General features: G+C 53.9%; 23 protein-coding genes and 1 pseudogene. 5 read left to right on the plus strand and 19 right to left on the minus strand.

All coding sequences use genetic code 11. From position 1 onward, the window contains the following. The first annotated feature begins 15 nt into the window (after nucleotides 1-15). Nucleotides 16-591 carry a TetR family transcriptional regulator gene (locus E0L21_RS13375; protein WP_131410235.1) on the plus strand — a complete coding sequence of 192 codons (576 nt, stop codon included), beginning with the start codon at nucleotides 16-18 and terminating at the stop codon, nucleotides 589-591. On the opposite strand, the gene nhoA is transcribed toward E0L21_RS13375, so the two are convergent. The 4 genes from nhoA to E0L21_RS13395 all read right to left on the minus strand — a co-directional run bounded on the left by nhoA (nucleotide 588) and on the right by E0L21_RS13395 (nucleotide 4,874). Beyond that, nucleotides 588-1,430: an N-hydroxyarylamine O-acetyltransferase gene (nhoA, locus tag E0L21_RS13380; RefSeq protein WP_131410237.1), complete on the minus strand. Its 843-nt coding sequence runs from the start codon at nucleotides 1,428-1,430 to the stop codon at nucleotides 588-590. The two genes, E0L21_RS13375 and nhoA, sit on opposite strands and share 4 nt — an antisense overlap. A 75-nt stretch (nucleotides 1,431-1,505) precedes the next feature. Then, entirely contained in the window at nucleotides 1,506-3,161 is a 1,656-nt protein-coding gene (locus E0L21_RS13385) for an ABC transporter permease (RefSeq protein WP_131410239.1), read from the minus strand. Nucleotides 3,162-3,207: 46 nt separating this feature from the next. Continuing rightward, nucleotides 3,208-4,176: an ABC transporter substrate-binding protein gene (locus tag E0L21_RS13390; protein WP_131410241.1), complete on the minus strand. Its 969-nt coding sequence runs from the start codon at nucleotides 4,174-4,176 to the stop codon at nucleotides 3,208-3,210. Further along, entirely contained in the window at nucleotides 4,173-4,874 is a 702-nt protein-coding gene (locus tag E0L21_RS13395) for an ABC transporter ATP-binding protein (RefSeq protein WP_131410243.1), read from the minus strand. The genes E0L21_RS13390 and E0L21_RS13395 overlap by 4 nt, the downstream gene beginning before the upstream one ends. Nucleotides 4,875-5,109: 235 nt before the next feature. On the opposite strand from E0L21_RS13395, the gene E0L21_RS13400 reads away from it, so the two are divergent. After that, nucleotides 5,110-6,888 carry a diguanylate cyclase gene (locus E0L21_RS13400; RefSeq protein WP_131410245.1) on the plus strand — a complete coding sequence of 593 codons (1,779 nt, stop codon included), beginning with the start codon at nucleotides 5,110-5,112 and terminating at the stop codon, nucleotides 6,886-6,888. A gap of 70 nt (nucleotides 6,889-6,958) precedes the next feature. Further along, complete coding sequence (locus tag E0L21_RS13405) at nucleotides 6,959-7,531, plus strand: flavin reductase family protein (protein WP_131410247.1); 573 nt, start codon at nucleotides 6,959-6,961, stop codon at nucleotides 7,529-7,531. Between the two features lie 8 nt (nucleotides 7,532-7,539). Here the strand turns inward: E0L21_RS13405 and E0L21_RS13410 are convergent, their stop codons facing one another. The 8 genes from E0L21_RS13410 to E0L21_RS13445 all read right to left on the minus strand — a co-directional run bounded on the left by E0L21_RS13410 (nucleotide 7,540) and on the right by E0L21_RS13445 (nucleotide 14,279). Further along, nucleotides 7,540-8,478: an alpha/beta hydrolase gene (locus tag E0L21_RS13410; protein WP_131410249.1), complete on the minus strand. Its 939-nt coding sequence runs from the start codon at nucleotides 8,476-8,478 to the stop codon at nucleotides 7,540-7,542. A gap of 143 nt (nucleotides 8,479-8,621) precedes the next feature. Next, nucleotides 8,622-9,578 (minus strand): cyclase family protein, encoded by a 957-nt coding sequence (locus tag E0L21_RS13415; RefSeq protein WP_131410251.1) that lies wholly within the window; start codon nucleotides 9,576-9,578, stop codon nucleotides 8,622-8,624. A 298-nt stretch (nucleotides 9,579-9,876) separates the two neighbouring features. Next, entirely contained in the window at nucleotides 9,877-10,107 is a 231-nt protein-coding gene (pptA, locus tag E0L21_RS13420; RefSeq protein WP_131410253.1) for a tautomerase PptA, read from the minus strand. Between the two features lie 71 nt (nucleotides 10,108-10,178). Continuing rightward, nucleotides 10,179-11,222: an acyltransferase gene (locus E0L21_RS13425; protein WP_131410255.1), complete on the minus strand. Its 1,044-nt coding sequence runs from the start codon at nucleotides 11,220-11,222 to the stop codon at nucleotides 10,179-10,181. Nucleotides 11,223-11,233: 11 nt separating this feature from the next. Then, on the minus strand, nucleotides 11,234-11,893 hold the full coding sequence (locus tag E0L21_RS13430; protein ID WP_235855238.1) for an SGNH/GDSL hydrolase family protein: 660 nt from the start codon (nucleotides 11,891-11,893) through the stop codon (nucleotides 11,234-11,236). Nucleotides 11,894-12,079: 186 nt separating this feature from the next. Continuing rightward, entirely contained in the window at nucleotides 12,080-12,700 is a 621-nt protein-coding gene (locus E0L21_RS13435; protein ID WP_131410257.1) for a glutathione S-transferase family protein, read from the minus strand. 33 nt (nucleotides 12,701-12,733) lie between these two features. Next, the gene (locus tag E0L21_RS13440; protein ID WP_131410259.1) at nucleotides 12,734-13,261 is read right to left on the minus strand and encodes an AAA family ATPase; all 528 of its coding nucleotides are present in this window, start codon (nucleotides 13,259-13,261) and stop codon (nucleotides 12,734-12,736) included. A 4-nt stretch (nucleotides 13,262-13,265) separates the two neighbouring features. Continuing rightward, nucleotides 13,266-14,279: a LacI family DNA-binding transcriptional regulator gene (locus E0L21_RS13445; RefSeq protein ID WP_131410261.1), complete on the minus strand. Its 1,014-nt coding sequence runs from the start codon at nucleotides 14,277-14,279 to the stop codon at nucleotides 13,266-13,268. 322 nt (nucleotides 14,280-14,601) lie between these two features. On the opposite strand from E0L21_RS13445, the gene E0L21_RS13450 reads away from it, so the two are divergent. After that, nucleotides 14,602-15,798, plus strand: coding sequence for an L-talarate/galactarate dehydratase (locus E0L21_RS13450; protein WP_131410263.1), 1,197 nt, complete (start codon nucleotides 14,602-14,604; stop codon nucleotides 15,796-15,798). 78 nt (nucleotides 15,799-15,876) lie between these two features. Next, nucleotides 15,877-17,187 carry an MFS transporter gene (locus E0L21_RS13455; RefSeq protein WP_131410265.1) on the plus strand — a complete coding sequence of 437 codons (1,311 nt, stop codon included), beginning with the start codon at nucleotides 15,877-15,879 and terminating at the stop codon, nucleotides 17,185-17,187. Between the two features lie 67 nt (nucleotides 17,188-17,254). On the opposite strand, the gene E0L21_RS13460 is transcribed toward E0L21_RS13455, so the two are convergent. The 7 genes and pseudogenes from E0L21_RS13460 to E0L21_RS13495 all read right to left on the minus strand — a co-directional run bounded on the left by E0L21_RS13460 (nucleotide 17,255) and on the right by E0L21_RS13495 (nucleotide 24,831). After that, nucleotides 17,255-18,148, minus strand: a complete 894-nt coding sequence (locus E0L21_RS13460) for a transporter substrate-binding domain-containing protein (RefSeq protein WP_165501912.1) — start codon at nucleotides 18,146-18,148, stop codon at nucleotides 17,255-17,257. A gap of 9 nt (nucleotides 18,149-18,157) precedes the next feature. Continuing rightward, complete coding sequence (locus tag E0L21_RS13465) at nucleotides 18,158-18,931, minus strand: amino acid ABC transporter ATP-binding protein (RefSeq protein WP_131410267.1); 774 nt, start codon at nucleotides 18,929-18,931, stop codon at nucleotides 18,158-18,160. Next, entirely contained in the window at nucleotides 18,915-19,838 is a 924-nt protein-coding gene (locus tag E0L21_RS13470) for an amino acid ABC transporter permease (protein ID WP_131410268.1), read from the minus strand. The genes E0L21_RS13465 and E0L21_RS13470 overlap by 17 nt, the downstream gene beginning before the upstream one ends. A gap of 9 nt (nucleotides 19,839-19,847) precedes the next feature. Continuing rightward, complete coding sequence (locus E0L21_RS13475; RefSeq protein ID WP_131410270.1) at nucleotides 19,848-20,357, minus strand: GNAT family N-acetyltransferase; 510 nt, start codon at nucleotides 20,355-20,357, stop codon at nucleotides 19,848-19,850. 10 nt (nucleotides 20,358-20,367) lie between these two features. After that, nucleotides 20,368-22,631: pseudogene (locus tag E0L21_RS25240) on the minus strand (NtaA/DmoA family FMN-dependent monooxygenase). Nucleotides 22,632-22,696: 65 nt separating this feature from the next. Further along, nucleotides 22,697-23,818, minus strand: a complete 1,122-nt coding sequence (locus E0L21_RS13490) for an amidohydrolase (RefSeq protein ID WP_131410276.1) — start codon at nucleotides 23,816-23,818, stop codon at nucleotides 22,697-22,699. Continuing rightward, entirely contained in the window at nucleotides 23,815-24,831 is a 1,017-nt protein-coding gene (locus E0L21_RS13495; RefSeq protein ID WP_131410278.1) for an MsnO8 family LLM class oxidoreductase, read from the minus strand. Before E0L21_RS13495 ends, E0L21_RS13490 begins: the two co-directional genes overlap by 4 nt. Nucleotides 24,832-24,988 lie beyond the last annotated feature (157 nt).

Raw genomic sequence — 24,988 nt, forward strand, 5'->3', positions numbered from 1 at the left:
TTTAGCCGAGGTTTTATGCGCTACCTGAACAAGGATGATCGCCGTGAAGTGATCCTCAAAGCCGCGATGCGCGTAGCGCTGGAAGACGGTTTTTCCGCCATGACCGTTCGCCGGATCGCAAGTGTTGCCGGGGTGGCTACCGGCCAAGTTCACCACCACTTCACGTCGGGAAATGAATTAAAAGCGCAGGCGTTTATCCGCCTGATTGCTGAATTGCTGGAGGTTGAAGTGGTGCCCGCGACCGCGCCATGGCGCGAACAGTTACACGCGATGTTGGGCAGCGACGAAGGCGGACTCGAACCCTATGTGCATTTGTGGCGGGAAGCATTACTGCTGGCGAGTAAAGAGCCGGAAATCAAAGGCGCCTATCTGCTGACGATGCAGATGTGGCACGTCAAAGTGGTGCAATTGATTGAGCAAGGTCGTGCGGCGGGTGAATTTACCTCTCACGATACGGCGGCAAACATCGCCTGGCGACTGATTGCACTGGTATGTGGCCTGGACGGAATTTGCATGCTGGGGATGCCAGATGTTGACGAAGCTGCCTTCAATCGCCATCTGGCTGTTATGATCGAAAAAGAACTTTGTTAAGCTTTGTCGCCGTGCAAATCGAAACCGGCCATCACTGCTTCCAGTTGTTGCAGGCTAAAGCCGTGCTGTGCGTCGTTAACACCTAGCCCGAAGCGATTTTGCAGCGCGTCATACAGCGCCGGAACATCGGCAAAGGTCACCTCTTCCAGCGCCTGGCCGTTTTTCCAGTGAGTGAAGTGAAAGTTCGTTAATGTCAGCTTTACGCCGTCCGGCAGATGGCGGCACATCAACAAGTGATGGCGAAAATGGGATGCCGGCCAATGCGCGGAGTGAAAATTTCCCATGACAAAATCGGCCTGATACTGTTGTCCCATCTCAAACTGATACATCGACTGCCAGCGCTCATGATGGCGGAACTGGAGCACCCAGTCTTCGCCTTTGCGCTGCAAACGGTAGAGGCCATGCGGCGTTTCCTGCTCAATATCTTCCTGCAAGCGGATCGGCGCGGTCAGCGTTTGCCCGCCAAAACCGACATCGGCGATCCACAGCTCGCCCGCAAGCTGCACCAGCAGAATACGGTGCGTACGCGGCGGCATCTGCGGCGGATTAGCAAGCACCACCCGTCCTAACAGGCTGCGTACCGTAAATCCAACCTCTTTCAGCACACGCTCAAACAGCCCGTTCTGCTCAAAGCAGTAACCGCCGCGACGAGCGACCACCAGCTTATGGAAAATCGCCTCATCGCTGAGTTCAATCTCGCGCGGCAGCACTACATCAAGGTTTTCAAAAGGGATGGCGCCGTTGTGATGCAAATGCAACGCCCGTAGCGTTTCCAGTGAGATATCGGGCGTTTGCTCCCAGCCAATACGGGCCAGATAAGCGGTCAAAAAAGGGGACATACAGGCTCCTTGCGAATGGTGTCCCGTTGTTATAGCGCATTTTTTTCGCTTTACCGTCGATTTTGTGCCCTCGATTTATCCCTTTGTGCTGCGTTGCATTATTCCAAGCGCGGTGAGCATCAACGCCAGCCCGGTGAGTAGCGTCAGGGTTGCCATCGCCATCCCCTGACCTACAGAGCCTTGCTCGAATTGCCGCCAGATAAATACCGCCACGGTTTGTGTACCCGCCGGAGCCAGCAACAGCGAGGTGACCAGCTCGCGCGATGCAATGGCGAACACCATCAGCATGGAGGCGAGCATTGCCGGGAAAATCAGCGGCAGCACAATCAGCCGCAGCGCCTGAAACGCGCTGGCACCGTGAACCCGCGCAGCAGGCTCCAGATTGCCGCCCAACTGGCGCATGGCGCTGCCGATATAACGCACTGGCCATGGCAAAAGCAGGCAACAGTAAGAGATGAGCAAAATTGCCCATGTGTTGTAGGGTGAAACCGGCCAGAAACTGCGGTTCCACAGCAAAATCAAGCCAACGCCAACCACCACGCCGGGCAGCGCGGCGGGCATCAGCGATAGCGCATCAATTACCGTGCGTCCTTTAATCTTTTGCATTACTACAAGCCAGGCGGCGCACAAGCCCAGCGCGCCGGTAATCAGCGCCGCGCCCAACGCTAGCGACAAACTGGTGCCCAGTGCGGGCAGCGCATCACCGCGCTGTTCGAACAGCGCGGCAAAATGTTTCACGGAGAGATTATCCAGCGACACGCCGCCGGAAAGCGTGGAGCTGAAGCCGGTTAGCGCCATCGACAATCCCGGTAGAACCACGGCGAGAAAGCCGACCGCCGCCATCACCAGCAGCACCGGTAAGGTGGCAAAACCGAGTTTCGCCCCGATATGTTCAGTCGGTTTCCCGGACACGCTGGTGACATCTTTATCGCCGGTTAGCTTACGCTGGAGCCACCATCCGCACAGCGCAATAGCAATCAGCACCACCGACAGCAGCGACGCGCCGGGTAAATCGATCGGCCAGTCGGCCAGTTTCTCTTCGATGCCAACAGTCAACATCACCACACCAGAACGGGTTCCAAGTGCGGCGGGCACGCCATACTCTTCCACCGCCAGCGTAAACGCCAGTAACATACCGGCCGCCAGCGCCGGGGAAAGTAACGGCAGCGTGATATGGTAAAACGCCCGCCAGGGTGTGGCGCCGTGAATGCGTGCGACCTGCGCCAGTCGTTGCCCGCTGGCGAGCAAACTGCGCGACACGGCAAAGTAAACCACCGGAAAGATATTCAGCGTCATCACCAGAATGATGCCAACTTTGCTGAACAGTAAATTATTGAGATCCAGCCCGGTGAGCTGCATCAGGTAACCCTGGGTTTGCAACACCAGCATCCATGACAGCGCGGTGATATAAGGCGGGGTTAAAAACGGAATCAAAAACAGCAGATCCCATAGTTTCGGGCACGGTAAATCAAATAACCCGCGTGCGACGCCGAACGGCAAACCGATCAGCGCGCTGCACAGCGCCACACCGAAGGCAATTTGCAGCGTACCGCCGAACATGGCGGGCAGTTGCGGTTCGGCCAGCAACCCGGGGATGGCGGAAAACGCGCCACCAAATTCGCCCGCGCTAAAGTGCGGGAACACCGCCTGCAGGAGAATAAACAGCAGCGGCAGCGCCACCAGTATCAGCAGCAGCGCCAGCGTTGCTTGCGCAATTAATCTTTGGTTCACAACGGGTATCCTAAAAGCGGGGTTGCCCCCGCAAAGATCGAAAGGATTATTGAGCAAAGAGCGCGTTAAAGCGCTTCAGCACGTCACCGCGTTCACTGGTGCCATTGCTCTGGGTCGGCAGCACTTTCAGCTCGGTAAACAGCGGGCGTTTGGCTTCCACATCCGTGCGAGCAGGCATCAACCAGGCGTCGGCGACCATTTTCTGCCCTTCCGGCGACAGTACGTAATCGATAAACGCTTTGGCGTCGTCCGCATGGTGGGTTGTTTTGAGGATCATCATGGGGCGTGGAGCGATAACGGTGCCACTGGCCGGGAAGATCACTTTCAGCGATTCGCCCTGCGCGATATTGCCATACGTCACGTAGTCAACCGCGCCAAACACCGCCGCTTTCGCCCCTTGCATCACCGGCGTTACCGCCTGGGCGTTCGGACCGCTTACGACCATGCCATTCTTTTTCAGCGCATCAAATAACTGCCAGGCGCGGTCGCCCATACCGTTTTGCAGACCAATCAGCAGGTCAAGTGATGCGCCGGAGAGCGACGGATCGGGCGTGGTAACTTTATCTTTGAAGTCCGCTGAAGTGAGATCGTTCCACTCTTTTGGTTCCGGGGTGCCGCTCTTGGTGTTCCAGACAATCCCCAGCGCCGAGATGCCCTGCGCCACATAGTCGGCGCTTTTTAATGTCTGCGGGACTTTGTCAGCATTGGCGCTGTTAAACGGCAGCAACCAGCCGCGATTATGTAGATCTTCGGCGGTATCCCACGAGGCGGAAATTAAAATATCGGCCTGCGGATTGGCCTGCTCGGCTTCCAGACGCGCCATCACTTTGCCGGTTGTCGCCTGGAAGATATTGACTTTAACGCCGGTTTTTTGCTCAAAGCCGCTGGCCAGGCTTTTTGCCAGCGAGCCAGGACCTGCGGTGTAAACGGTCAGCGCGTGCGCGCTGGACATCATCATGGACGACAGCACCATGGCTAAAGCGACTCCTTTTTTCACAGACAGTAAGGCTTTCATGCAATTTCCCCTGAGGATGAAGTAACGGTTCGTACAGATTCAACGGTCCCGGACGCTAAATGCACAATGCGGTCGGCAAGCCACTGTGCTTCGCGGTGGTCATGGGTGACATACACGGCGGTGGTGCCAAGCTGGCGCAGCAGACGCGCCATCTCGTGGCATAAGGATTCGCGCAGCGCGGTGTCGAGGTTGGAGAGCGGCTCGTCAAACAACAGAACGCTGGGTTCGGCAACAATGGCGCGCGCCAGCGCCACGCGTTGTTGCTGCCCGCCAGATAAGCCTGCGGGTTTGCGCCCGGCGAATTCAGCGAGCCCGACCCTCTCCAGCGCCTGTGACACGCGCTGTTCGCGTTCTGCGCGCGGCACGTTGCGCATTTTTAACGGGAAAGCCACGTTTTGCGCGACGCTCATATGCGGCCAGAGCGCGTAATCCTGAAATACCATGCCGATGTCGCGCGCTTCCGACGGCAACGTCCAGCCCGCTTTCGCCACCAGGCGATCGCCAAACCAGATCTCACCTTCTGCCGGTTCACTCAGCCCTGCCAGCAAGCGCAGCAAGGTGCTTTTGCCGCAGCCAGACGGGCCGAGCAGCGCAACAATGCTGCCAGGTTGAATATGTAAATCGATGTGATTAAGAACGGTATGTGCGCCAAAGGCGAAGGAAACACCTTGTAAGCGGATATCGGTGAATGCGCTCATCCACGCCCTCCCGTAACAGAAAGCCGTGATTGGCCCGTGGTTTTGAGCCGACGGGGCGCATCCACCTGCACAAAAGTCAGGGGAGCAAACATGTTGTTATCCTCTTTGGGATTTGATTGCGGCTGACTATAGGCAGCGAATATGACGAAGAAATGACGTCAATATTGCGCATTGATTTTTAACTGAATGTCTAAACTGAAAGCATATTCCTGTACTCATATCTAAAAGGATTCCCGTGCGCATCGCTACGATCACCAATTTTGCTTATACCGCGACCGTGGTATTAACGCTGACCTCCGGCGTGGCGCTGTTTCTGGCGTCGAATGCGGAACGTGCAGAGCGTGACGCCGTGGCGCAAAACCGCGTTTTCGATGAGTTAACAGACGATTTGGAAAAAGAGGCTTATGCGCTCACCGAGCTGGCGCGAGAAGCGGTGATCAAAAAGCAGCCAGAACTGATTCAAAGCTGGAAAACCCGCCAGCAGCAGGATATCGATTTGGAAAATCATCTGGTCGCCCTGCGTGATCGCGGCGCTTCCGATGAAGAGCTCCTGATTTTGCGTGATGGGCTGTCGACGCTGGATCAGCTGGAGGATGAGCAGCGCATCGCCATCGCCGATATTGAAGCCGGGAAAACGGACGAGGCGATGAATCTGCTGTATAGCGCCAGCTATGAAGAGCGGCTTTCCGAAACAGAGTACCGTTTCGCCCACTTCCGCAGCCTGTCCGATCAGCGTGTCCAGACCGCGATAGCCGAAGCAACCGACCGATCGTTACGCTTACGCACTTTATCCGAAATTATGGTTGGGCTGACGGCGTTACTGTTCTTATTTGTGCTCGGTTTTATTATCAAGCACCGCATTTTGCGTCCGGTGGTGACGTTAAGCGATGTGGTCAACCGCCTGGCGACCCAGGATTACGATGTGGAAGCGCCGGTGCTGGCGCAGGTGGATGAAATCGGTGATATGGCGCAGGCCATCCGCATATTTCGCGAAAACGGCCTGACACGGCAGCGTCTGGAACTTGAGCGAGACGCGGAGTGGGCCACGCGGACATTGCTGGCGAGAATGACGCAGCGGTTGCAGGGGTGTGATTCCCATAGCGCGATTTTTCGTGTGATCAGCCGCTTTGCGCCGCAAATCATTCCGGATATGGGCGGCCGATTGTTTGTTCTCAATGCGCGCACTAAGCGCATGAAGTGTGTGGCGCGCTGGGGGTTGCCGCCGGGCGAAGATGCCCCCTTCCCGCCCGAACATTGCTGGGCGTTAAAACGTGGGCAGTTACATAGCCCTGCGAAAGGCGGCGTTGACATGCCCTGCGAACATCTTCAACCCGAGATCGCCACGCGTGCGATTTGTGTGCCGCTTAACGCGCAGAATAAAAGCATTGGTTTGCTCACTTTCGATAACTACACGCCAGGCAAAGAACCGCCCTATATCTACCTGGAGCTGCTGGCAGAAACGCTGGCGCTGGCGCTGGCAAACCAGATCCTGCGTGATACGTTGACAGAACGCGCCATGCACGACTCGTTGACGGGCCTGCGCAACCGCCACAGCCTGGATGAAACACTGCGCAATATGCTCGATCAGGCGATGGTTGAAGGCACGAAACTGAGCTGCCTGATGGTCGACGTGGATTATTTCAAGAAGCTTAACGATCAGTATGGCCACGACGCGGGTGATAAGGTGCTGCGTGAGCTGTCACGGCTGATCACCGAAACGCTGGATGAAAACAGCATTGCATTCCGGTATGGCGGCGAAGAGTTTTTGCTTGTTCTGCCCGGTGCGGATGAAGTGCAGGCGAAAAAAGTGGCTGAGACGCTGCTGAATAATGTCGTGAATCATCACATGCTGTATGAATCACAGGACATTGGCCCGGTTTCTGTTTCGATTGGCCTGGCGACCTGGCCGCGCCATGCGCGCGCAGATAATCTGGTACGTGCGGCCGACCTGGCGCTCTACCTGGCGAAAGAGCAAGGCCGCGGACAGATTGTGGTCGCAAGGAGTGCCGGATAATGCGCCACGCCTTGATTTTGCTGCCTGTTCAGCCACTTAATGCCAGAAACTATTACACAGAGGAACCGTTATGAGCCATTTCCGTCCGCTGGCGTTAGAACATGCTTGTCGCCTGCTAAACCACGGTCCGACCATTCTTATTACCAGCCGCGATGAGCAGATCGACCGGCGCAATGTGATGGCAGCGGCCTGGTCGATGCCGGTTGAGTTTTCGCCGCCGCGAATTGCAATTGTGGTGGACAAAAGCGCCTGGTCGCGTGAGCTGATTGAACGTAGCGGCATGTTTGGCATTGTGGTGCCAGGCGTTGCGGCAACGAACTGGAGTTATGCAGTCGGTAGCGTGACCGGTCGCGATGAAGACAAGTTTAATTGCTATGGCATTCCTGTTATCGCCGGGCCGGTACTGGGCCTGCCGGTTATCGAAGAGAAGTGCCTGGCGTGGATGGAGTGTCGTTTGCTTCCACCAACCGCAGCGCAAGAAAAATATGACACGCTGTTTGGCGAAGTGGTTTCCGCCGCCGCGGATGAACGTGTATTTATCAATGGGCGCTGGCACTTTGATGACGATAAACTGAATACCATTCATCACCTTGGCGGCGGCACGTTCGTCACCAGCGGCAAGCGCATCACCGCTGGCGAATGACGAAGCATTTACTCAGGCAGCGCGTCGATCCAGTTCATCACCAGTTCTGGCCAGACCGCTGCCGGTAGGTGTTTCACACCGCGTACGCCAAATCCATGCTGCCCTTTGCTGAACAGATGCAACTCGGTGAGCACATTATGGGCGTGCAGCGCGTTAAACATCACCAGCGAGTTGGCAACCGGTACAGAAGGATCATCCACAGCATGCAGCAGAAAGGTCGGCGGTGTTTGCACGGTGACATTCTGTTCCGGCGAGTAGTGTTTGATCTGCTCCGCCGTTGGCGTTTCACCGATTAGCGCTTTTCGCGAACCAGCGTGGGCAATCGCCTGATCCATTGAAATCACCGGGTAACCCAGTACCACAAAATCTGGCCGTGCGCGCTGGTTATCAATGTCGTCCACCGGCCTGTAAACCTTCTCATCGTAACGCGTCTCCAGGCTTGCGGCGACGTGCCCGCCGGCGGAGAAACCCATTACACCCATTTTTTTCGGGTTGAGATGGCGTGATTCTGCCTGTGCGCGTAAGGTACGCAACGCACGTTGCGCATCCGCCAGCGAGGCGTCAGCCCCTTCGGCATGGCCATCTTCCGGCATGCGGTAGGTCATCACAAACAAGGTGTAACCGCGCGCATTGAAAGGCGCGGCTAAATCACTGCCCTCTTTGTCCAGCACGACGCGTTTATACGATCCGCCCGGAATCACCAGGATGGCGGTGCCGTTGGGTTTTTGCGGTTTGTACACGGTGATTTGCGGCGCGCGAATGCCGGTCACGGCGCGGTCGGGAAGCGAAGGATCTTTACTGCGTTCAGTTAATACAAATTTGACCGTGCTACTTTTAGCGCCTGGCGCATCGCCCTGCGGCCAGATGGGAAAACTCTCTGGAGCAGCAAATGAAGGGTGCGAAAAAAGGAGCAGCGCGAATGTCAGTGAACTGAGTTTCCGAAACATAATCATCTCCATGTCAAAGACGCTTATGTAACATTAACCCGGTAAATGAAACCCGAACTGCTCCACAGAACAATGTTTTACTAAAAATGAAAACCACTTCAGGGTAGCGCTAACAGCAAACAACAACAAACAACAACAAAAAACTAATAAATCGCCACAGGGTTGATGTTGACCTGTGTTGAACCGGTGTACAGCGGTTGGCCAAGGACGAACAAGAATTCCCAAACTTGTTTGCCTACCAGTGGACGTGTATCGATCAACTCCAGGTTGTAAATCCCCCGTTTTGCTAACAGATACTGATTGATTGGGAACTCCTCCTTAGTTGCAGGGTTTGGATACACTTCAGACGCCCAGGTATCGCCGCCAAACGCGACGATCTGCTGGTCCGCCAACCATTTTGCTGCTTCCATGCCAATACCAGGCTCCTTTTCCAGAAACTGTTTATTGTCTTTACCAATAAGTTCCAGCCATCCCGTGTTAAATAAAACGATGTCGCCTTTTTTTAAGGTTAATCCCTGGTTTTTTAATACCGACTGAATATCCTCAACGCTAAACTCAGTGCCGCCGGGAACAATCTTTTGTTTATAATAAGTGGTCATATCTAACACCACGCCTCGCGTTACCATCGGCGGGACTTTTTCAATGCCTAATTTTTTAACACCATCAATAGTGACGAAATCTGCCGCTTTATTACCGTTGTAATAGATATTATTAATGCCGATATGGCCGATGCCGTTTAACTGTGTGCCCACGCCTGTCCATGCATTGACCAGCTCATCATTGAAGGTGAATTTATTCGGGCCAAGCGTTTTCCCGTCTTGCTGGCCGGGCTGAATATTGTAGAGATGAAAACTGCGGTGGCGAAACGCCGGGAAATCCTTATCAACCGGCACCGCCAGTGGCACAACAACACCTTGTTTTACAAGGTGAATAGCTTGTAAAACAACCTCAGGCGTGAGCAGATTTGCTGCGCCTATTTCATCATTTGCACCATAAATTGAGGGATACCAGTTTTGTGATTCCGCTGCGGGCTCTGCGGCTTGCAACGGCAATGCGGCAAACAGGGGCAATAATAATATGAAAGAACGGGATGGCTTCATGAACGACGTTCCTTGTTTAATGAGTTGCTAGCGAAATTAATCAATCTAGCGCTTTCCGTGATGATTATATTGCTCTGGTTATTATCCTGAGCGAGATAATAAAAACTCTAGAATTGTATTTAAGATCGCGCAAATATGAATTTTCCGAAAGCGAAAATAATGAAAAAACTGATACGCTTACATTCATAATCAGATTGCCGCGTATTATATATTCCGGGAAGTTGTTCAAAACAACAGCATTTTTTGTTTAGCAAAATGATAAAAAAAGCCCACACGGCAGGTGTGGGCGGCAGGATATTTACATTGAATAGCCAGGCTTTTTGATAAGCGTGTCAATATGCGGCGCAATGTCGGTGTCCCATACCTGCGCTTTCCAGTTATCTGGCGCGACGGTGTTAAGAGCGACGCTGACAGCGCTATCTTTGCTACTCAAATGGCGAACAATTACCTCGGCGATATCGTTTGCCAGCGCGGTTTTTTGCGCTTCGGACAGATCGCGGGGAAAACATTTAATATCAACGTGCGGCATAGCAAACTCCTTGTTTTATAAAGAGAGTGACAGTAGCACAAGTTACTGGTCCTTTCGCCGCATTCAGGTTGTCAAAGTGTGACAATTCTGGCCGTTATCTTTGATCTTTTCAGCAGAGCACAGAGGCCGTAAGAAAGGACAAAAGCCAACAAGGAATAAGCAATGATATAAAGATAAATATTCGCTTCCGAGATTATTCCCAACAGCTTTTCATGAATAAACACACTGTGAATTTCCACGACAAAGATGTTGTGTACAAGGTAGATTCCCAGGACATTGTCGCTCAGGTTGCTCACCCAGCGTGGTAGCATATTAATATTCAGATTAACAATGAACAAAAACAGGCCGACGGAAGAGATAAGTAATAATATATTATAAAACTTACCATAAAAGATGGCAATTCCCGCGCTGGACGAGATGTACGCCAATACGAACAGTGCGATAACCGCCAGCGTTAACGTCATAATATGCGCAATAGAGAATTGCTTGAGAGTTGGTTTAACCAGCCCGAGGTAACCACCAATTAAAAAACAAATCAGTCCTTCAGGTTGAAAGGGAATGAGCAAGTTAAATGCAAAAAGTGAGAAATTGAAGCTGGCTTCAGTCCATGTGTTTAATAATGTCAGGTTGGCGATAACCACCATTAACACAACGACTTTTAGTATTTCACTCGCGCGTTCTTTCTTAAAAGCATGCCGCATTAAGGGTGTAAAAATGTACAGCGGAATAATGGCAAATATGAACCATAACGGCGTTGCTTCTGTGGTGGCTTTACTGACATTCAGGTAATTAAGGAGATTAATTTCCGGCACATCGGTAAATCGACTTATCCACCAGGTATCATACGCGTAATAAAATAATAACCAGAAAATCAGTACACCAACGATGCTTTTAATCTTGGCAATCACATAGTTTGCTTGGTCTTCGTGTTTGTTATTTAATAAAAAATAGCCGCTACAGATAAAAAAAAGGGCAACACCGCATAGCCCCGCCTGCCTGAAAAAGCACAACACAACATCGCTTTCGTCGTGATTCAGAAAAAACAACGTCACGTGCGCCAGGATGACAAGAAAGATCGCGAGTATTTTCAGGAGATCAATGGTTGCAATTCTCATAGCCACCTCTCCTACAACGATAAGATAAAATGCGTAATCTTGGTGGCCAGTCTTTCCATGCCTAATTTTGAAGGGTGCAAACCATCGGAAATCACGCCAGTTGTATTACTGGTCATAATGTCCATATTGAGTTCGTTAAAGCCGGAGTTCTTTTGCAGGTCGAGATAAGGTATGGAATATTCCTCACACTTTTCTCTGATAGCGTTACAATAATCTGCCAGATAATATCCTTTGGCATTTTTTTGCCCGTGTCCGCGCGCATTTGAAACGGGTGTCGTAACAACAAACCCTACTCTGGCCAACGGATATTTTTTTATAACGCCGGTAAGTAGCAGATCCATTGCGCCATAAAAGGTCAATGCCGTTTTATCATGTTTATCGCCTATTTCGGTGCCACCATCAGATCCGAAGTTAAAACCGAAATCATTGGCACCGCCCCAGAGAGTAATAAGGTCTGGATTTTCCCCCATGGTTTTATAGCGTAAGCAAATGGCTGAATTATCTTGCTCATTTTTTTGGGCGATACAGGTTCCACCAATACCGTAGTTTCTCCACTCCGCCAGCCCTAAGTTTTCTGCAACAATAGGTTGATACCATCCTCGTTCTGTTATGCTGTCGCCAAGCGTAAACCAGGAACCACCTTTCAAATACGAATGAATATATTCCATCATTTTCACCCTGTTAAATTAATATTCCGATTTTTCTGCAAAGAGGCAATATTGCGTCGACTACGAAAATTCGCCAAATGTTGTCTCATATAACTGGGGTGATTTCAAATTCTTTTTTTCGCCCCGGATTTATATACTGTTTCAACTTATGCGAGGTTCTAAGAATATTAATATGTCGAAAATAACAGGCTAACGGATAATTTCATTATTTCGCAGCACGGTTTGCAATTGCGGTAACTGGCATACCGCATCAGCGATGGCGGTAATATTTGGCGTATTCTCGGCAAACCATGCATGACGCGGTCCCCATGTGCGCATTACGCAAAGATAAATATCCAACAGCGTCAGTTGTTGGCCAAAAGCATAAGGCGCAGCCTGCAATTGCGTGTCGAGCCACAGATAGAGCGATTTACGGTATTTCTGGCAATTTTCTACCAGTTGTTCAGGCGCATCCGCTGCCCAGCGTTCCGGGTAATCGGCGTAGGTAAAAGTGGGATAGACATTCGCGACGAGCCAGACCAGCAACCGCCAGAACTGCTGGCGTTGCGCGGTGCCTGGGGCGGGGGCTAAATCCGGGCGCTGATCGAGGATCATCAGTGCCACAGCGGCGGATTCCGTCATCACGCTGCCATCGTCCAGTTGCAGGGTTGGCACCTGGCACAAAGGGTTTAATTTGCGCAGGGTATCTTGCTGCGGGCCAGGTTTGTCGAAGCCATCGACATTGATGAAGTGATAAGGGATCTCTGCCTGCGTCAGCATCACTTCGCTGATGGCCGATCCCCAGCCGGGAACACCATAAACCGTAATCATAAGGGCTCCTTATGTTCAGGATGAGCCTTAAGCTTAGGTCAGACTGGCGAGAAATTCGTCAACTTGTTGAGGCGTGGTAAGGCGAACAAAGCGCAGATGCTGATAACGCGGATCCGCCATATCCCGCGCATAGCGTTCACGGTTTTTGCGCCAGGTCTTCAGCGACCAGAGAATGATCGACTCGCGACTCAAAAAAGCACGACGCAGGCTTTCACGATTGCCGGTTCCCGGCCATAACTCCTGTTCGCTTCTGGCGCGTTCAATGGCGCGCAGCGTCACCTGCCGCAACGTGCGCCAGAACCCGTAATCAACCCACACCACCAGATCAACATGGCGCCATTTAATGTCGCGGCTGCGGTTATAGTTGCCATCGAGCACCCAGCCGGGTTGTTCCAGCAGTTTTTCCAGACGCGAATACAACTCCTCATCCGGCGTCCCCTGCCAGTTGGGACGCCAGTAAAGCAGATCCATTTCGATATAAGGCACTTTGAGCTGGCTGGCCAGGCGTTTCGCCAGCGTTGATTTGCCGCTACCGCTGGTGCCAATAACGTTAATTCTCATACGATCACGCCGATTCCCGTTCAATGAAGTGAAAGCCGATATCCACAATCTCGTCCCCGGAACTTGTCCCTTCGATCCGCTCCATCAACAAGGTTGCCGCGCGCTGGCCAATGATTTGCCTGTCGACGCTCACCGTGGTAATAGCGGGGTTATTCCCGGCGGCGAAATCGAGATCGCCAAAACCAATAACCGCCACATCCTGCGGTACGCGCAGGCCACGGCATTGCGCTTCAACAATAGCGCCCTGTGCCAACGTGTCGGAGCTGCAAACAATCACGTCGGACTCACCCAGCGCCAGCAACTGCGACAGCCCTTCCCGCCCTGACGTAAACCGTGCCGGTAGCGCCACATCCACACTGAGCGGATCGGTAATGCCATGACGCGCCAGCGCTTCACACAGCCCGGCTTTGCGCTGCGACGCACGTTTATCCACGGTCCACAGCAACCCCGGTCGGCGATACCCTTTGCGCAGCAGATATTCTGCGGTGGCCTGGCCCACTTTTTCATGCGAGAAGCCAACCAGCATATCCAGCGGTGTGGGCGTTAAATCCCAAATTTCAACTACCGGCACACTGGCGTTGAGGATCACTTTTTTCAAATCGGTTGAGTGGTGAATGCCAGTCAGCACGATACCATCCGGGCGGCGCGACAACAGCGCAGCGACCAGATCCGCTTCGGTTTGCTGGGTATAACCGGCAACACACAGCAGCATGTGATAACCGCGTATCGCCAGTTCATCGCTGATAGCCTGGATCGTATCGACAAACATATTGTTGTTGATCTGCGGTACGACCACGGCAATCAATTTGCTGCGCCGCGATGCCAGTCCACCGGCCAGCGCGTTCGGAATATAGCCCGTTGCTTTTACGGCGGCGAGCACCTTTTCCACGGTTTTTGGCCGCACCAGTTGCGGCGTGTTAAGCGCCCGACTTACGGTCATTGAGGATAGCCCCGCTGCACGCGCAACGTCTTCCAGCGTTGGGGCGCGCGGTGGCACAGGACGAGCGGTTTTCGACATCTTCACTCACAGAGAACCAAACGGTCATTGGGTATGATTAATTTCAGTTTTTGTATTATACCTCTTTCTCCTTTCATTGCCTGTTCAGCCTCATAAATCAGTGAGTTAACTTGCATATTGGCTATGTAATGTTATCGCTATCATTTTTTGATGTGCCGAGACTACACAGCCCAAAAAATGTGATTACCGTTGCAATAAACACCCTTTTTAGCGCTGGGTTTGTGATCGGTTGTACAAAATACCCTCCTTCCGCTGGCGATTATTTTCTTGTCGATCTACAAATGTTAGCGCAAACATTATTGTTGTTCACAGGAGCAAAACCATGACCGTAAGTGCTAATTCTGATGCCGTAACCTACGCCAGAGCATCCGATGTAAAAACCGCCGCTGAAACCGGTGACCGCATCGAGTGGGTAAAACTCTCCCTCGCCTTTCTACCGCTGGCGACCCCCGTAAGTGATGCGAAAGTGCTGACCGGGCGGCAAAAACCGCTGACCGAAGTGGCGATTATTATTACGGAAATCCGCAGCCGCGACGGTTTTGAAGGCGTCGGTTTTAGCTACTCCAAACGCGCCGGTGGTCAGGGGATTTATGCGCATGCAAAAGAGATTGCCGATAATCTGCTTGGCGAAGATCCGAATGATATCGACAAGATTTACACCAAGTTGTTGTGGGCCGGAGCCTCTGTTGGGCGCAGCGGTATGGCGGTGCAGGCCATCTCCCCTATCGATATTGCACTGTGGGATATGAAAGCCAAACGCGCCGGTTTGCCGCTGGCGAAGCTGCTTGGTGCGCACCGTGATTCGGTACAGTGCTACAACACCTCGGGTGGTTTCCTGCATACGCCGCTGGATCAGGTGCTGAAAAACGTCATTATTTCGCGTGAAAATGGAATTGGCGGTATCAAAATCAAAGTCGGTCAGCCGGATACCAAAGAGGATATTCGCCGCCTCACCGCCGTGCGCGAAGCGCTGGGCGATGACTTCCCGCTGATGGTCGATGCCAATCAGCAATGGGATCGCGAAACCGCGATTCGTATGGGACGCCAGATGGAGAAATTTAACCTTATCTGGATTGAAGAGCCGCTTGATGCCTATGACGTTGAAGGCCACGCCCAGCTTGCCGCGGCGCTGGATACGCCGATCGCCACCGGCGAGATGCTCACCAGTTTCCGCGAACATGAACAACTGATCCTCGGCAATGCCAGCGACTTTGTGCAACCAGACGCACCGCGCGTTGGCGGGATTTCGCCGTTCCTGAAAATTATGGATCTGGCCGCCAAACACAACCGCAAACTGGCACCGCATTTTGCCATGGAAGTGCACTTACACCTTTCCGCCGCTTACCCGCTGGAGCCGTGGCTGGAGCACTTCGAATGGCTGAATCCACTGTTTAACGAACAGCTTGAACTGCGCGATGGGCGGATGTATGTCTCCGACCGTCACGGCCTGGGCTTCACGCTGAGCGAACAAGCACGCGCCTGGACTCAGCAAAGCTGCGAATTCGGCAAACGCCCATAATAATAAATCCCGGACGGGAGGCTCCTTCCGTCTTTTTTGTACCCTACATCTACATTCAACCCTGCAAAAGGAGTTGTGATGAATACAATAATTAAACGCACTAATGTGCGTTACAGCATTCTGTTATTTTTATTTCTTGCCACTGTATTTAATTATGCTGACCGCGCGACACTTTCCGTTGTCGCGCCAATTATGAGTAAAGAATTAGGTTTTGATCCCGAAGCATTAGGCCTGGCATTTTCCGTATTTGGTATCTCCTATGTGGTGATGCAAATTCCCGGCGGCTGGCTGCTGGATAAATATGGCTCGCGATTAGTTTATGGTGTTGCGTTGATTGGCTGGTCGATTGTCACGATGTTTCAGGGCACAATTTATCTGTATGCCAGCCCGCTCATTGTACTGGTCGTGCTGCGCCTGATGATGGGCGCCATTGAGGCGCCTGCCTTCCCTGCCAACAGCCGCCTTAGTGTGCAGTGGTTTCCCAATAAAGAACGCGGTTTTGTGACGGCGGTTTACCAGGCCGCGCAATATATTTCGTTAGGGATTATCACTCCGCTCATGACGATTATTTTGCACACCCTGAGCTGGCACTATGTTTTCTATTATATTGGCGCGATCGGAGTGGTGCTGGGCATATTCTGGTTGATTAAAATTCGCGATCCATTATCCCATAAAGAAATTAACCAGCAGGAAATTGATTATATTCGTGATGGCGGCGGCGAACCGGAATTAGGCAGTAAAAAAGGCCCGGCGAAAATCAGTTTTGCGCAAATCAAAAGTGTCTGCGTGAATCGTATGATGATCGGCGTTTATATCGGTCAGTTCTGTGTAACATCTATTACCTGGTTTTTTCTTACCTGGTTTCCCACCTATCTTTATCAGGCCAAAGGGATGTCGATTTTAAAAGTGGGCTTTGTCGCCAGTATTCCGGCTATCGCCGGGTTTATCGGCGGCCTGCTGGGCGGCGTAGTATCCGACTGGCTGTTGACGCGCGGATACAGCCTGACCACCGCGCGTAAATTCCCGGTTATCTGCGGCATGCTGCTCTCCTGCGTTATTGTGCTCGCCAACTATACCGATTCAGAAGTCGTGGTGATTGCCGCCATGAGCGTGGCGTTCTTCGCCAAAGGCTTTGGCAATCTTGGCTGGTGCGTACTCAGCGATACGTCGCCAAAAGAAGTGCTGGGAATAGCCGGCGGCGTGTTCAATATGTGCGGCAACCTGGCAAGTATTGTTACACCGCTGGTGATTGGCGTGATCCTCGCTAATACCCATTCGTTTGATTACGCGATCCTGTATGTCGGCTCCATGGGGCTGATTGGTCTTTTCTCTTATCTGTTTATTGTCGGTTCGCTGGAGCGTATCACGCTTACGCCGACCACCGCTTAACACTGGCGACTCGAGTGCGCCACGCTGTTCCGCACGTTGTACTCCCGGCGGAACAGCGTTTTTTTGTTTAATCGTAAGTGATACCTGGCGGGTTGACCTGCGATCGTTCAACCGCTTCGCCCTGCTCCCCCCAGCGCACCAGCACCTGTTGATATTCCCCGCGCGCGATTGCGCCATCCAGCGCCGCCTGCAGGGCATACACCAGGCCATTACCTTTTTTCGTGGTGGTCGCCACCCAGGCTTTTTTCGGCCCCAGGCCGACGACTTTCGTGCCGCCGTTAAGCGCTGCTTTGTAGGCCGCGACAGATTGCGGACCAAACACCACATCCGCTCGCCCGGACTGAATATATAAATTCCCCGAGGCGTCATCCGTCAGATAGATCGGCTGCGCTAAAGGCCGACCGGCGGCCTGGTTCTCTTCATTCCAGCGCAGTAAAATGCGCTCCTGATTGGTGCCGGAACCGACAATCACTTTGCGCCCGGCGAGATCTTGCGCAGAGCGGATCGCCTGGATTGCGCTGGATGATTTAACCGAAAATGCCAGTGAATCCGCGCGGTAGGTGGCGAAGTCAAACTTCTGTTTGCGCGCTTCGGTGACGGCGATATTCACCAGCGCGACATCATAACGCCCGGAAGTAATGCCCAGCGGCCAGTCTTCCCATGCGGTTGGCACCAGTTTGAGCTTTAAACCGAGGCTTTGCGCCAGTAAACGGGCAATATCCGGATCGCTGCCGATGCGCGTGCGGTTATCGCTGGCAACCAACGCCAGCGGCGGTGAGTTGAGCGCCGAGATCGCCACTGTTAGTGTCCCCGGCTCGACAAAGCGATAATCCGCCGGGATTTTTGCGATCGCCGCCGCGTTGCGCTGCACAGTAATCGGCTGTTCATTGGCTTTTAAATCGAGTTGCCCGGCGGCGAAACTGCCTGCGCTGACCAGCAGCAGCGCCAGTAATCGTTTCATTGTCGCTCCTTATAAGACCTTCGATAAAAACTGGCGTGTGCGCGGATGCTGCGGGTGATTTAGCACCTCGTCACTGCTTCCCTGTTCAACAATTTTGCCATCGACCATAAACACCACCTGGTCGGCGACTTCGCGGGCAAAGCCGATTTCATGCGTCACCACCACCAGCGTGGAACCGGCGCGCGCCAGCTTTTTGATCACATCCAGCACTTCGCCCACCAGTTCCGGATCCAGCGCCGATGTCGGCTCATCGAACAGCATCACGCGCGGGCGCAAGGAAAGCGCGCGGGCGATGGCAATGCGCTGCTGCTGCCCGCCGGAAAGATGGCGCGACCAGGCATCGGCTTTGTTGCGCAGCCCCACCACATCCAGCAGATCGTATGCCTGATCGATAGCCTCTTTACGGCTCAACTTCTTGTGGGCAATCGGGGCTTCAATCAAGTTTTCCAGTACCGTCAGATGCGGGAACAAATTGAAATTCTGAAACACATACCCGACGTTGACGCGCTGGCGCAAAATCTCCTTCTCTTTTAGTTCATACAACTTGTCGCCGTGCAGGCGATAACCGATATATTCGCCATCAATGCGAATAAACCCTTCATCCACGCGCTCAAGGTGATTAATGGTGCGCAGCAGCGTCGATTTCCCGGAACCGGACGGCCCCAGGATCACCGTGACTGAACCGGGCGGGATCTCCAGCGACACCTCATCCAGCGCTTTATGGCGACCAAAATATTTGCTGACGCCGGTAATCGAAATATGACCATTAAGAGAGGTTGGCATGAACGGGCTCCTGCGGTTGCGCCACGCGGGCAGTGGAATATGAACGAACCCGTGTGGGTGAAATCGCTGAACGCCGTTCGCTGCGTGCCAGCCAGCGTTCAACCAAATACTGAATAGCCGACAATACACTGGTGATCACCAGATACCAGACTGCGCCAACCATCAGCAGCGGGATAACTTCCTGCGTGCGGTTGTAAATCATCTGAATGGTGTAAAACAGCTCCGGCATCGCCAGCACATAAACCATCGCCGTGCCTTTGGCGAGGCTGATTATCTCGTTAAAACCGGACGGCAAAATCGTGCGCAGCGCCTGCGGCAGAATAATGCGCAGCGTGCGCCGCCAGGCGGGTAACCCCAGCGCGGCCGCCGCTTCGTACTGCCCGTGATCAACCCCAAGAAAACCACCGCGAATAATCTCGGCGGTATAGGCGCTTTGCACCAGCGTCAACCCGACGACCGCCGTGGAAAACTGCCCAAGCACGTTGATGGTTTGATAGCTCGCCCACTGAATTCCGGTAAACGGAATGCCGAGCGATAAGGTGTCGTACAGATAGGAGAAGTTATAAAGAATGATCAGCACCACAATCAGCGGTAGCGAACGAAACAGCCAGATATAACTCCAGGCAAGACTGCTCAATAGCCACGAAGACGAGAGTCTGGCTAACGCCAGTAGACCGCCAAAAATCACGCTTAGCGCCGTGCCGAGTAAGGTCAGCAACAGCGTCTGCCCTAACCCTTCGAGGATAACCGGGTCGAAAAACCAACGGGCAAACACGTTCCATTCCCAGCGCGGGTTAAACGCCACCGACTGAACAATCGCCGCCAGCACAAACAGGGCGACAACCGCGCCGACCGTGCGCAGCGGGTAGCGCGCGGGCACCACTTTGATCGTTTCTGCATTTTTCATGGTCGCTCCTCAGGCGGTTTTGCTTAAACGCTCAACCGACAACGCTTTGCTAAAGCGCAACCGACCATCGAACGGCGGCTGGCTGTACTCTTCCGGATCGCGATGGACATCAAACTGCGGCTGATAACCCTGACTCAGATACAGCCGCACCGCTTCCGGCTGGCGAAACCCGGTGGTCAGGTAGATATGACTGTAACCGGCCAGTACCGCGCGCCGCTCCAGCTCTTGCACAATGTTGGCCGCCAGCCCTTGCTTACGCAGTTCATGCTTCGTCCAGATGCGTTTGATCTCCGCCGTATGGGCATCAAACGCTTTGTAAGCACCGGTCGCGATGATCTCCCCGTCGCGCTCCAGCACAATAAACAGCCCCTGCGGCGCTAAATACCATTCGGTAAGTTCCACTTCGGCGCTGCGGGAAAAATAGTCGCCATAGCGTGCGGTGTATTCGCCAAACAGCCCGTTTAAGATTGGCTGCAATTCCGGTGCATCTGGCGAGACATCGCGGAAACGTTCATTCATGACTGCCTCCTTAATCGCCAAGACCCGCCGGATTAACTTCCGACGCCGGAATGCGTTCTACGCTCTCGCCCCAGCGATTGAGCACCTTGTCGTAGTCGCCCGTTTTGATAGCGCCATTGAGCGCGGTTTGCACCGGTTCAACCAGCCCGCTGCCTTTACGCAGGGTGACAGCGATATGCGCCGCTTTCGGCCAGCCACCGTCCACGCTACCGACCAGTTTGGTTTTGCCGGTCAGCGCCGCTTTCCACGCGCCAATCACGTTCGGGCCGAAATAAGCGTCGGCGCGACCGGATTGCAGCGCCAGCGTCTGAGCGGCGTCATCTTTGGTGTAGATGGGCGTAAACGGTTTCAACCCTTTTTCCACGTTTTCCGCGTTCCACGCCAGCAGGATAGCCTCCTGATTAGTGCCGGAGCCGACAATAATGCGCAGCCCGGCAATGTCTTCGGCTTTCTCAATTGATTTCAGCGGACTGGTGGATTTGACATAAAAGCCGAGTGAATCCTTGCGGTAAGTGGCGAAATCGAACTTCGCTTTGCGCTCTTTGGTGACGGTAATATTGCTGATCGCCGCATCATATTTGCCGGAGGTGACGCCGAGCGGCCAGTCCTCCCACGAGGTCGGCACCACGTTCAGCTCCAGCCCAAGGCTGCTGGCGACCAGGCGGGCGATGTCCACTTCGCTACCGAGCAGCGTTTTATTGTCATCCGCAAACACCGTCAGCGGTGGAGAGTTGAGCGCCGCCACGGCGACGGTCAGTTTTCCCGGTACGACAAAGTGATAATCCTTCGGCAACTGCGCAATGGCTTGCGCGTTTTTCGCCGTGGTGATCGGCGTTTTGTTGGCGTCCAGGCTCACGCCCGTTCCGTTGATATTGACATCTTGGGCCCAGGCCAGCGGTGTTAGCGCCAGCGTTGCCGCCAGCAATAGCGATGTTTTCTGCATAGCGTTTTCTTCTTTTATTGTTGTGAGGAAGGATGAGCAGGCAGCGGCAACCCTAAGCTTTCGCGCAGTGTCGTGCCGGGGTATTCACTACGGAACAGGCCGCGGGCTTGCAGCAACGGCACCACTTTTTCGACAAAGCGCGGGAAGGTATCCGGTGTTCCGCCCTGGATGATAAAACCGTCAGCTGCGTAGCTTTCGAACCACAGTTGCAGACCATCGGCCACTTGCTGCGCCGTGCCGGAAAATCGGGGGCGCGGCGAAGCACTTTCCAGCGCGACCTGGCGTAGCGTTAAATGGCGCTCGCGCGCATTACGCTTGATCTCATCAGTGGTGCTACGAAAACTGTTTTGCCCCAAATCGCCGATATCCGGGAACGGCTCGTCGAGCGGGTACTGGCTGAAGTCATGATGTTCGAAATAGCGCCCGAGGTAGTTCAGCGCATCCGTAATGGAGACCAGCGCGGCGGTGGTCTGGTATTGCTGTTCAGCATCCTCTTCGCTGTCGCCGACAATGACGCTGACGCCCTGGAAAATATGCAGGTCATCATGACGGCGGCCATATTTTTCCAGCTGATTTTTCACATCACTATAAAACGCTTTGGCTTCATCAAGCGTTTCCTGATGCGTAAAAATAGCGTCGGCGTGACGGGCGGCCAGTTGTTTACCATCGTCTGAAGCACCGGCCTGGAAAATAATCGGTCGTCCTTGCGGCGTGCGGCCAATATTAAGCGGTCCGGCAACCTGGAAAAAATCACCGTGGTGATTCAGCGGGTGTAACTTATTGGCGTCAAAGTATTGCCCGGTCGCTTTATTGCGCACAAACGCATCGTCTTCCCAGGAATTCCATAACCCTTTCACCACATCGAGATATTCATCGGCAATGCGGTAACGTAAGTCGTGATCCGGGTGCTGCGTGCGGGAAAAGTTTTTCGCCGAGCCTTCCAGCGGCGAGGTCACCACATTCCAGCCCGCGCGGCCATTGCTCAGATGGTCAAGGCTTGCGAACTGGCGCGCAACGGTAAATGGCTCGCTGTAGGACGTGGAAAGTGTGCCCACCAGACCGAGGTGCGAGGTCACGCTGGCGAGCGCGGATAATACAGTTATCGGTTCAAAACGGTTTAAAAAATGCGGGATCGATTTTTCGTTGATATATAAACCGTCGGCGACAAAAAGAAAGTCCAGTTTCCCCTGCTCGGCAATGCGCGCGGTTTCCTGCACGAAGCCAAAATTAATGCTGGCATCGGCGATCGCCGCCGGATGTCGCCACGCGGACATATTTCCCGATGCGCCATGTAATAGGGTGCCAAGCCGCAGTTGTCGTGCTGTAGACATAATCGATCCTCATATTCGGGCAACAGGAGGCCCGGAGCAGTAGCCCCAGGCAGACAAATTTCACATCAGGATTGCAGCAGTGCTTTTTCTGCCAGCAGCGCGAAATAACGCGCCGCCTCTTCGATTAACGCTTCATCGGGGTTGAACGCCGGGTGGTGCAAACCGTAGTCGCTGTCGCTACCAATGCTGACAAACGCGCCCGGAATATGCTGCAAATAGACGGCAAAATCCTCGCCCCCCATGTGCAGATCCGCCTCTTGCGTCTGATAACCGTGCCAGTCAGCGACGTCGCGGGCGAACGTTGCCCACCGATCGTGATTGACCAGCGCGGCAGGCCCTTCAAACCAACGCACGTTGATACTGGCATCGAACGCCTGCGCCAGACCGGCGGCAATATCGTCAACGCGGCGTTTCACTGTTTCGCGCACCGCCGCCTGGTGAGTACGCAGCGTGCCTTCCAGCTCGACATGTTCCGGCAGCACATTCCACGTATTGCCCCCCTGAATGCGGGTGACGCTCAGCACTACCGACTCCAGTGTATTGACGTTACGGCTGGCAATGCTTTGCAGCGCGACAACCAGTTGGCTGGCCAGCAAAATGGCGTCGTTACCTTCGTGCGGGCGCGCGGCATGTGCGCCTTTGCCAGTGACGGTCAGCGAAAAACGATCCACATTGGCGTAAAACGCGCCGCCGCGCGTGGCAAACGACCCGACCGGTAATCCGGGTTCGTTGTGCATGCCAAAGATGGCGCTAACGTTGTCCAGGGCGCCGGCATCGATTAACCGCTTCGCTCCGCCAAAATTCTCTTCTGCGGGCTGGAACAGAATGCGCACTCTTCCCGTCAGTTGCGGCTCCTTTTGTTTTAGCAGCAGCGCCGCGCCGAGCATGACGCTGGAGTGAACGTCGTGTCCGCAGGCGTGCATCACACCGGGATTGCGCGAGGCAAACGGCACGTCGACCGCTTCTTCAATCGGTAACGCATCGATATCCGCGCGCAAAGCGATCACTTTTTCGCCGCTGCCCACTTCTGCGACCACGCCGGTTGGCAGGCTCAACGGCAGCAATCTTAGCCCGGCGCTCTCCAGCCAGTGACGAATACGCCGGGTGGTTTCAAACTCCTGCAACGACAACTCCGGGTGCTGGTGTAACTCGCGTCGCCAGTCGATCAGTTGTTCTGCAAAGCTCATCCCGCGACCTCCTGTGTTGCGTTTGTATTCGCGTGGGCTTGCGCCAGCCGCAATACGGAGGTCAGCCGCGCGCTCCCTTCGCTGATAGGCGTGTCGATAATAAATTCATCGATGGCGAATTGCTGATGCAGTTCCTCCAACCCCGCCAGAACTTGATCCGCTGTTCCGGCTATCAGTGACGGTTCGCGTTTTGCGATGCGCACCGCCGGGCTGCCTGCCTGGCGGGCAAACGCTTGACCTTGCGCTTCGCTGGCGACGCTCACGCGCTGACCGTTTGCCAGCTCGACGCCCCAGACTTCAACCTGTTGCGCCAGCGCATTCGCCCGGGCTTCGGTTTCCGCGACGATCACCTGTACGGCAACTATCGTGTCGCGCTGACTGTGCTTTTTCCATTGAGTGACAACGTCACGTAAAAGTGCTTTGTCACCGTTGAGATGGGCGGCAAAGACAAAATTCCAGCCCAATTTTGCCGCAAGCGCCGCGCTTTCAAGGCTCGCACCAAGCAGGAAACCTTCAGCGCGTTGCGGTGGCAGCGGCGTTGCCAGAACGGTTTCTTCCGCATGGTCATCTTTTGACAGGGATAACCAGTTATCGAGTTGCGCCAGTTGATCGGCAAAACTGCCCTTCTCGGCGCTGTTTATTCCCTGCTGGAGTGCGCGGGTTGAGAGCGGCAAACCGCCGGGGGCTTTGCCGACGCCAAGATCAACGCGGCCAGGTGCCAGGGTCGCCAGCAGGTTGAAGTTTTCCGCCACTTTGAACGGGCTGTAATGTTGCAGCATCACCCCACCGGAACCGACGCGAATTCGCCGCGTTTGACCCAGTATCCAGGCGATAACTAACTCCGGCGACGGGCTGGCCAACTGGGTGGTGTTGTGATGTTCGGCAATCCAGAAGCGGTGATAGCCCCAGTTTTCCGCCTGCTGTGCCAGTTGCAGCGTGCGGGCCAGGGCATCCTGTGCGGTTTCGTGTTCCGCGATGGGGCTTTTATCCAGCAAACTCAGGCGATAAGACATGCAATAAACTCGCGTTAGAGGAGATAACCCCATTAATAGGGCGACGCGCGCATGCTGTGAAACAATTAATTTACATTTAATAAGCAAAAATTTTGCAAAGACACCATTGCCCGGCGCTGCCGTTGCCTTCTGCGCCAATGACAACCCGTCAATATGT

Source organism: Kosakonia quasisacchari, from assembly GCF_004331415.1.
Classification (GTDB): Bacteria; Pseudomonadota; Gammaproteobacteria; order Enterobacterales; family Enterobacteriaceae; genus Kosakonia; species Kosakonia quasisacchari.

Excerpts from the sequence above, each read along its gene's own strand:
- E0L21_RS13375 (WP_131410235.1), top strand. The coding sequence starts at position 16 with ATGCGCTACCTGAACAAGGATGATCGCCGTGAAGTGATCCTCAAAGCC.
- nhoA (WP_131410237.1), bottom strand. The coding sequence starts at position 1,430 with ATGTCCCCTTTTTTGACCGCTTATCTGGCCCGTATTGGCTGGGAGCAA.
- E0L21_RS13390 (WP_131410241.1), bottom strand. The coding sequence starts at position 4,176 with ATGAAAGCCTTACTGTCTGTGAAAAAAGGAGTCGCTTTAGCCATGGTG.
- E0L21_RS13395 (WP_131410243.1), bottom strand. The coding sequence starts at position 4,874 with ATGAGCGCATTCACCGATATCCGCTTACAAGGTGTTTCCTTCGCCTTT.
- E0L21_RS13405 (WP_131410247.1), top strand. The coding sequence starts at position 6,959 with ATGAGCCATTTCCGTCCGCTGGCGTTAGAACATGCTTGTCGCCTGCTA.
- E0L21_RS13410 (WP_131410249.1), bottom strand. The coding sequence starts at position 8,478 with ATGTTTCGGAAACTCAGTTCACTGACATTCGCGCTGCTCCTTTTTTCG.
- E0L21_RS13415 (WP_131410251.1), bottom strand. The coding sequence starts at position 9,578 with ATGAAGCCATCCCGTTCTTTCATATTATTATTGCCCCTGTTTGCCGCA.
- pptA (WP_131410253.1), bottom strand. The coding sequence starts at position 10,107 with ATGCCGCACGTTGATATTAAATGTTTTCCCCGCGATCTGTCCGAAGCG.
- E0L21_RS13425 (WP_131410255.1), bottom strand. The coding sequence starts at position 11,222 with ATGAGAATTGCAACCATTGATCTCCTGAAAATACTCGCGATCTTTCTT.
- E0L21_RS13430 (WP_235855238.1), bottom strand. The coding sequence starts at position 11,893 with ATGATGGAATATATTCATTCGTATTTGAAAGGTGGTTCCTGGTTTACG.
- E0L21_RS13435 (WP_131410257.1), bottom strand. The coding sequence starts at position 12,700 with ATGATTACGGTTTATGGTGTTCCCGGCTGGGGATCGGCCATCAGCGAA.
- E0L21_RS13440 (WP_131410259.1), bottom strand. The coding sequence starts at position 13,261 with ATGAGAATTAACGTTATTGGCACCAGCGGTAGCGGCAAATCAACGCTG.
- E0L21_RS13445 (WP_131410261.1), bottom strand. The coding sequence starts at position 14,279 with ATGTCGAAAACCGCTCGTCCTGTGCCACCGCGCGCCCCAACGCTGGAA.
- E0L21_RS13450 (WP_131410263.1), top strand. The coding sequence starts at position 14,602 with ATGACCGTAAGTGCTAATTCTGATGCCGTAACCTACGCCAGAGCATCC.
- E0L21_RS13455 (WP_131410265.1), top strand. The coding sequence starts at position 15,877 with ATGAATACAATAATTAAACGCACTAATGTGCGTTACAGCATTCTGTTA.
- E0L21_RS13460 (WP_165501912.1), bottom strand. The coding sequence starts at position 18,148 with ATGAAACGATTACTGGCGCTGCTGCTGGTCAGCGCAGGCAGTTTCGCC.
- E0L21_RS13465 (WP_131410267.1), bottom strand. The coding sequence starts at position 18,931 with ATGCCAACCTCTCTTAATGGTCATATTTCGATTACCGGCGTCAGCAAA.
- E0L21_RS13470 (WP_131410268.1), bottom strand. The coding sequence starts at position 19,838 with ATGAAAAATGCAGAAACGATCAAAGTGGTGCCCGCGCGCTACCCGCTG.
- E0L21_RS13475 (WP_131410270.1), bottom strand. The coding sequence starts at position 20,357 with ATGAATGAACGTTTCCGCGATGTCTCGCCAGATGCACCGGAATTGCAG.
- E0L21_RS13490 (WP_131410276.1), bottom strand. The coding sequence starts at position 23,818 with ATGAGCTTTGCAGAACAACTGATCGACTGGCGACGCGAGTTACACCAG.
- E0L21_RS13495 (WP_131410278.1), bottom strand. The coding sequence starts at position 24,831 with ATGTCTTATCGCCTGAGTTTGCTGGATAAAAGCCCCATCGCGGAACAC.